The organism is Acinetobacter sp. UBA6526 (assembly GCF_002434875.1).
Taxonomy (GTDB): domain Bacteria; phylum Pseudomonadota; class Gammaproteobacteria; order Pseudomonadales; family Moraxellaceae; genus Acinetobacter; species Acinetobacter venetianus.
The window spans coordinates 1-7,237 of sequence record NZ_DJLC01000005.1; the positions used below are offsets into that span (position 1 = coordinate 1).

The 7,237-nt window shown below is 37.0% G+C and carries 7 protein-coding genes; 4 read left to right on the plus strand and 3 right to left on the minus strand.

The features are described 5' to 3' along the window. The first annotated feature begins 192 nt into the window (after positions 1–192). The gene (locus B4237_RS00265; protein WP_004880170.1) at positions 193–537 is read left to right on the plus strand and encodes a hypothetical protein; all 345 of its coding nucleotides are present in this window, start codon (positions 193–195) and stop codon (positions 535–537) included. A gap of 60 nt (positions 538–597) precedes the next feature. Here B4237_RS00265 and B4237_RS00270 read toward each other — a convergent pair whose 3' ends face one another. Next, complete coding sequence (locus tag B4237_RS00270) at positions 598–1,209, minus strand: glutathione binding-like protein (RefSeq protein WP_278596358.1); 612 nt, start codon at positions 1,207–1,209, stop codon at positions 598–600. Positions 1,210–1,422: 213 nt separating this feature from the next. Beyond that, entirely contained in the window at positions 1,423–3,861 is a 2,439-nt protein-coding gene (locus B4237_RS00275; protein ID WP_278596357.1) for an ExeM/NucH family extracellular endonuclease, read from the minus strand. A 184-nt stretch (positions 3,862–4,045) separates the two neighbouring features. On the opposite strand from B4237_RS00275, the gene trmB reads away from it, so the two are divergent. Further along, complete coding sequence (gene trmB, locus B4237_RS00280) at positions 4,046–4,762, plus strand: tRNA (guanosine(46)-N7)-methyltransferase TrmB (protein ID WP_004662584.1); 717 nt, start codon at positions 4,046–4,048, stop codon at positions 4,760–4,762. 129 nt (positions 4,763–4,891) lie between these two features. Here trmB and B4237_RS00285 read toward each other — a convergent pair whose 3' ends face one another. Further along, complete coding sequence (locus B4237_RS00285; RefSeq protein ID WP_278596356.1) at positions 4,892–5,248, minus strand: hypothetical protein; 357 nt, start codon at positions 5,246–5,248, stop codon at positions 4,892–4,894. A 308-nt stretch (positions 5,249–5,556) separates the two neighbouring features. On the opposite strand from B4237_RS00285, the gene B4237_RS00290 reads away from it, so the two are divergent. Further along, the gene (locus B4237_RS00290) at positions 5,557–6,537 is read left to right on the plus strand and encodes a formylglycine-generating enzyme family protein (protein WP_286940749.1); all 981 of its coding nucleotides are present in this window, start codon (positions 5,557–5,559) and stop codon (positions 6,535–6,537) included. A gap of 345 nt (positions 6,538–6,882) precedes the next feature. Then, the gene (locus tag B4237_RS00295; protein ID WP_286940750.1) at positions 6,883–7,062 is read left to right on the plus strand and encodes a hypothetical protein; all 180 of its coding nucleotides are present in this window, start codon (positions 6,883–6,885) and stop codon (positions 7,060–7,062) included. Positions 7,063–7,237: the final 175 nt, after the last annotated feature.

Consider the following 7,237-nt stretch of genomic DNA (forward strand, 5'->3'; position numbering starts at 1 on the left):
TTTTGATTACATGATTCGTTCAGGTTCATAACAGAACACTCAAAAAACATGTGCACGCATTTACATTTCTAGATGTAAGTGCGTGTTTTTACAAGTTATCAACAAATTTTCAACTTTATTCGTCAACGTTTTTATGTTTATATTTTCGCTATCCATACTTGTTGGATGCCACAACGAAAAGGAAATATGAAAATGAATAAATTACTTGTTGCATTTGGTCTCGCTGCTACTGTTGCGCTTGTGGGCTGTAATAAAGATAAAGCGCCTGAAACTGGTGCAACTACGGGTGAGCACTTAGAAAATGCTGCAGAACAAGCAAGCGCTGATATCCAAAACGCGACTGCTACTGCAACTGACAACATCGCAACTGCTGCGGACAATGCTGCTGATCAAATCGATGCTGCTGCTGATCACACAGCTCACGCCACAGCTGAAGCTGCTGCTAAAACTGAAGCTGCTGCACGTGATGCAACTGCTGACGTAGCTGGTGCAGTAGAATCTACTGCTGCTGATGTTAAAGAAAAAGCTCAACAATAATTTATTGTTGATCATTAAAAAAGCCTCTGGAAACAGAGGCTTTTTTAATGGCGTATTAGATTAAGCTAATAAACCTTCGTCACGCATTGCAATTTGAACAGACTGACGCTCAGCAACTTTATTACGTAATGCAATGATGTTTATATATGGCATAAGGTCATGCTCAATATGATTTGACCAATTCGTCAACACAAACAAGTAAGCATCCGCTGGCCCAAAGTTATCGTCAACTAAATAATCATATTCAGACTCAGCCAGATGATTATCAATATATTTCAATAAACGATCTATCTCAGCATAAGCTTTGGTTTTCTCATCATCAGTTAAATGACCACCAAAGAACACCGCATAAGCATCGTGCAATTCAGAATTTAAATAACCTAACCATTCCAGAACTTTAGCACGCCCCATTCCAGATGGGGGGATAAGATCCTGTTTAGGATCATGCTGAGCAAGAAATGGTAAAATCGCAACGTTTTCAGTCAAAATCAAACCCGGATTAATCTCTAGAGCAGGCACGTAACCTTTTGGATTAATCTCATAATAATCTGAACCTTTTGAAGTTTTATGAGTCTTTAAGTCAACTTTTTCTAAATCAAAATCTACATTTATTTCATTTAAGATAATATGTGCTGCTAAAGAACATGCGCCTGGTGAATAATACAACTTCATATCTAATCCTTGTTTTCTAATAACTATTTATGCTCTTGAACATTCAAACGAAACCCGAGAGACAGATATAGACTCACATTTAAAATAACTTTAAAGCTAAAAATATCTACACACTTACTATTAATGAATTTTTTTCTGCCTTGCAAGTTATATTCCGTGACGATTGATTAAAATATGAAAGAACAGATTACTCAATGTCACGGATTTCATTTTTTATGCTCGACCAAATAATTGGCTTAACCATGAGAATAAAGCGTTCAAGAACTCTGAAATGATATTCTTAGGATTCTGATCAGGCTGCGTAGCAGAACCTTTCATATCCAAATCCACGATCACGGGGTCATGGTCAGATGAACGATATGGATCAGCAGAGTAGAATAGTTCCTTTTGCTCCTCTGTCTTATATTCTTCGTTGTAATCAAGGACTGTTGGCTCGTCGGCATTGATATGCCAAGCAAAAGCTTTTACAACACGTTTGTACAGTTCAGAATCTGCAATCGCATGATCAAGGTTGCCTGCACCACCATAACCTTCTGCATTACTTGAAACGCCGAATACATAGCTGTAGGCGTTTGCACCCTCCCCCACTTTTGCGTCGTTTAACAGAACTTTATAATTTGCTTTTTCAAAGGTCAAAATTGGATCTTCTTTAGCATAGCTATTCATATCTCCGAGCAGCAAAATGTTCGGGTTTTTAACTTGGGTTGGATTCTTAGCAATCCATTGTGTTAATTGTTCAACTGCTTTCACACGTGTAGGATTCCAACAACCTTGTCCATCATTTTGATCTGCATCCAAAGATGTTGAATCCACACCTGAACAGCCTTTTGATTTTAAGTGATTCGGAATCACTGTAAATATTTTCCCACCCTGAACTGGCTGGAACGATTGTGCAATTGTGCTACGGTTTTTATCACCTAAATCTAGTACTGCTGCTTTATTGACGGGTTTAACGCGTTTACTGTTATAGATAATCGCGACTGCAATCACGTCTGTACCTAATTTATCTTGTCCCTCAGGAATAACATACTTCCAATCATTGCCTAATGCTTTCGTTAAATAAGCGACTGCACTGTCACTACCATAACCATTGTTTGCAATTTCCATGAGTCCATAAACATCAGCATCAATTGTTTTTAGCGCACTCACAATTTTACGATGTTGCTTATCAAACTCAGCTTGGCTTGTCGCACCGCGCTCAGTTGGGAAACCATTTTTACCATTGTCATAATTCAAGACATTGAAAGCAGCTGCACGGATATATTGGCTTTGTTTTGCTGCAATTGTTTGACGTGGATTGGTATTTGCCACCAACTCTGGCAAATTACGTCCAACCACGGGCTGTACACGCCAGTTATTAAAACGATATTCTAAAATCCCTTCAGCATTTTTAAGTTGATAGCCTGAACGTAATGTATTCAATGCACTAAAGTTTTGTGGCAACCAAGGCGTTCTATTCTGATTGTTATAACCATCATCAAAAATGATTTTTGAAAGTAAGTTTTGTTGTGCTAATGCTTTTGCTTCATTTGATAATGCTGGATAGAGATTAGTTGGAATAAATAAGCGTCCTAAACTCAACGATAACTCGCCATAACGACCAAAGTTATAATTTTCACTGACTGTTAACGTTTGAGGAAGTTTAACCAACATCCCTTGATAGCGTTTTGCTGAATTTTCTGAACTATCACTTAAACTTGAAAATGGGAGATTGATTGCCAGTGGTTGTACTTGATCAGCCATATTCAGATTACAGGTTTGAATATCTTGTTGTAGTTGATCAATTTGTAATTGATTTTGATAACTGGTGAGACGACCTTTTAAGATCACTTCTTCACCTACTTGCCCACCTTTTATCGCACTGCTCGCTGGGATATATACAAAAATCGCATTGCTCACATTTGCCTTAGCTTTGCTATCTGCAGTTTGAACATAAAAACCTGAGAAACCATTGTTATAACGATAATCCGCGGTAATGATGCCTCGAATCGTATAAGTTTGATTTTGTGTTGCTTGAGCTAAATCTGCAATTGGCGTATCACTACTGCTACATGAAACAGTTTCTGTCGTTGGTGGTGTCGTCGTTGATCCAGTTAAATTTGAGAAATCATTGCGATCAGTCCAAGCTTGCCAAGATTGATCTAAATCAAAAGGACTTGTTGGATCAACACTTAAAACAGGATTTTCTGCTTGAATACGCTTAAAACTGTTCGCAATACTATAGGCAGTTGTCCCCCAACCTGAAGTTGGACGTTCACCGATACGACCAAAACGATCTACAGGCGTACCACGATAAACCAAGACAATCGCATCATCACCATTGAATGACAAACCTGCAACTTGATTTACCTTACTGCCAAGCTGTGCTTGTAATTCAGAACGACCAATTAAATATTTTTGCTTACTCGCTAAAGTCCCCTGCAACTGGAATGTTGCAGTTTTGGCTGTTCCACCATTGTTGAATTGTTGGATTTCATAATCAGCCAAATTCACAGTTGTTCCGTCAGGGTTATAGATTTCTAAACCCTTACGATTACTACTGCCATCTACATATTGGCTAAACATAAGTTGTGCATGTGCAACTGAAAATATAGATGATGCACCTAATAGGCTTAAACACATTGCGATCGAGTGAAATTTAAATGTTTTCATAGCTTTTTTACTTTATGTTCAAATCGACAATAGGCTATGCAATTTCTGTGACATCCACATGAAGTTTTCTTTACAACTTTTAAGCAATTTTAGAAATTTTCTCTTAAATAAAATGCCTGAAAAATTTGACTTGATCCCCTGAACACTTAAAATACGGCCTTTCTATATTTATACCTCCAGAATCATGTCAAACGATCAGTTAGAAACGCAAATTACGGAACTCGACAATTTACCTGAGCACCGTGAGATTGTGACGTTTATGCGTCGTTCAGCTCCGCTCAATACTTCGCAACGTACTGCTTTAGAAGATTATCGTGATTTAATTTTGGAATATCCTGTTGGTGATTTACGCCAGCATTTTGAACATCCTGAACGTCCTTTGACCGTTGAAATTGGTTTTGGTATGGGCCGTTCTTTGGTATTAATGGCCAAAGCAAATCCTGAGCGCAATTTTGTCGGGATTGAAGTTCATGTTCCCGGTATCGCACAGTGTGTCTATGAAGCAGGTATGGCTGGCTTAAAGAACTTATTTGTATTGGATGCCGATGCAATTCAAGTATTACGTGAAATGCCAGATAACAGCATTAACTGTGTACAGCTTTACTTCCCAGACCCTTGGCAGAAAAAGCGTCACTTTAAGCGTCGCTTTGTGATTCATGAGCGCATGCAATTGGTTGAACAAAAGTTAGAGCTTGGTGGTACTTTCCACGCTGCCACAGATTGGGAGCCGTATGCAGAGTGGATGCTTGATATCCTAGACAATCGTCCAGATATGGAAAATCTAGCAGGTAAAGGCAATAGCTACCCTCGTCCAGAATGGCGTCCAGTGACTAAATTTGAGCGTCGCGGTCTTGAATCTGGTCATAAGATTAATGATTTTATCTTTAAGAAAATTAAATAAGTTGATTTAGTTTTTAAAGAAAGCCACTAATTGTTTAGTGGCTTTTTAATCTCAACTGATAAAATTTAATAAATGATATAAAAGTTGTATTAAACCATATCAATCAAATGTGTACTCATTCCATTAATTTCAGTTCGAGAGATCCAGCGTTTTCATACATTTTGTATAGGTGATATTTTCAAAATCCCGTACAGCTTTTCTTTTCTGTTCAATATCTTTAAAAACTTGATATTTATATGCTTCTTTAATCGTAGCTTCTGAGAACTGATACGCTTTTTTCTGAACATCTTCTGGCTCATTTGAATAAACCACTTTTACATTACTCAGTAAGCGTTTCGTTATTTCTGCTTGATCATGGTCACTCTGTCGTTGATATTGAGCTGTGTAGCCCATGATTCCTAGTAGTTTGCAATTTTCTTCTTTCGTTTGTGCATAGGCATTAGGAATGAAACACATCATAAAAATGATAGGGATGATTTTTTTCATGGCTTTAAAAATTCTCTATTCACTGAAATATTAAAACAATTAAGCACAAGTCAAAAATGCAAAACATCAAATGTACAATCTTAGCCTGAATATAAAAAGCATGTGAATAACAATAGAACTATTTGAATATAAAATTATACAAAACACCGACGCTTCAACATGATTGATTTTAATATCAAAAAATATGGCCTATTTAGCTAAAATGATTAAGTATTTAATTACTCCCCTTATTAAGTAACACAATAATACTTCCTCGCACCTATATAATCTTTTAAGATGTACAGATAATACGTTTATTTTTTAGAAAGATGATTAAACAAAACCTTGTAATTATTCTATGCTCCAGTCTTTCTGTAACTGCTTGTGCCAAATCAACATCAAATGCAAATCAGCAAGCCTTCCTTCCAACTACTAAAGAAAACCTCTCACCAGAGCAACAAAAACAGTTGCAACAATTACTGGATAAAACCAAGAAAAACCTTATTTTTGTAAAAGGTGGCAGCTATATGATGGGAGACTTCGGCCCTGAGCATAGTATTGATAAACTTCCATACGATGGCAAGGGCGATAGCAAACCTCTACACAAAGTCACTCTTGATGACTTTCATTTAAGCGCTACCAAAGCCACCTATGCTGATTTTGATATTTATACTGATGTTACAGGGCAAAAAACTATCGGTAATTTTAACGAAGTAACACAGAAATATCGTATTCCAACCTCTGCAGCAGGTATTAACTGGCAACAAGCTCGAAATTATTGCCAATGGCTTGGCACGCAACTCAATTTAAAGATGGACCTACCCACAGAAGCACAATGGGAATATGCAGCGCGTAACCGGGGACAATATATTCTCTATGCAACTGATAATGGAAAAATTGATAATGGGCGTAATGTTTGGAGCTTTGAACAAAGACAAACATCTAAAAAGCCATTTAAAGTAACTAAAAGTATTGCCTTATTACAACAATTCCCACCAACACCTTTGGGCTTTTATGACATGATTACTGATAATTATGAGTGGATGCTGGATTGGTATGATCCTGAATATTACAGTAAATCTCCAGAGAAAAATCCTCAAGGCCCAAAAACAGGAACTTTAAAAGTGGTACGAGGTTCTGCAACAGATGATGGACAAAATATGCGTATGGTGGGCAATGGGTTAACTATGCAACGCCATGCAATTGACCCTATCGCTGATCCTGAGTTAGTCAATGAATCTAAGAATCAAAAATATTATTTCGATTTTAATTTAAATAACTCAGTGCGTTGCGCAGCTAACTTAGAATAAACTAGTTTAAAGTACTTTCTTTTTTGCGCTAATTAATATGAGCGAACTCTGACTGTAATCAGATTGATGCTTTTGTATACTTAACACAATGTTTCTTTTCAACAGCGATAAACTGCCTTAAAATCTTGGCAATATTTGCAACCCAATGATTTTAAAAAAGATGATTAAACAAAACCTTGCAATCATTTTACTCTCTAGTCTTTCTTTAACTGCTTGTGCCAAATCAACATCAAATGCAAATCAACAAGCCTCCATTCCAACTACTAAAGAAAAACTCTCACTAGAGCAACAAAAACAGTTGCAGCAATTACTGGATAAAACCAAGAAANNACAGGAACTTTAAAAGTGGTACGAAGTTCCGCACCATCAGATGGACAACCTTTAAAAACATTTACGGGTAAAACCATGAGTAGACATGCAATCGACCCAGTAGCAGATCCTGAATTAGTCAAAGAGTCTAAGAACCAGAAATATTACTTTGATTTTAACTTAAATAACTCAGTACGTTGTGCAGCTAATCCTTAATCTTTAATTGTGTATCAGGCTATGCCTGATACACAATTGGATTTAACTCATCCTGCTCGAAAGGTGCTAGTATTTCTAAATTACTTGCCATTAAAGGTTGTTCATCAAAACCAATCGACATACCTTGTTGCATCTCGAACTGCTTAAATCGATTATCATCCTGACTCTGTACCAA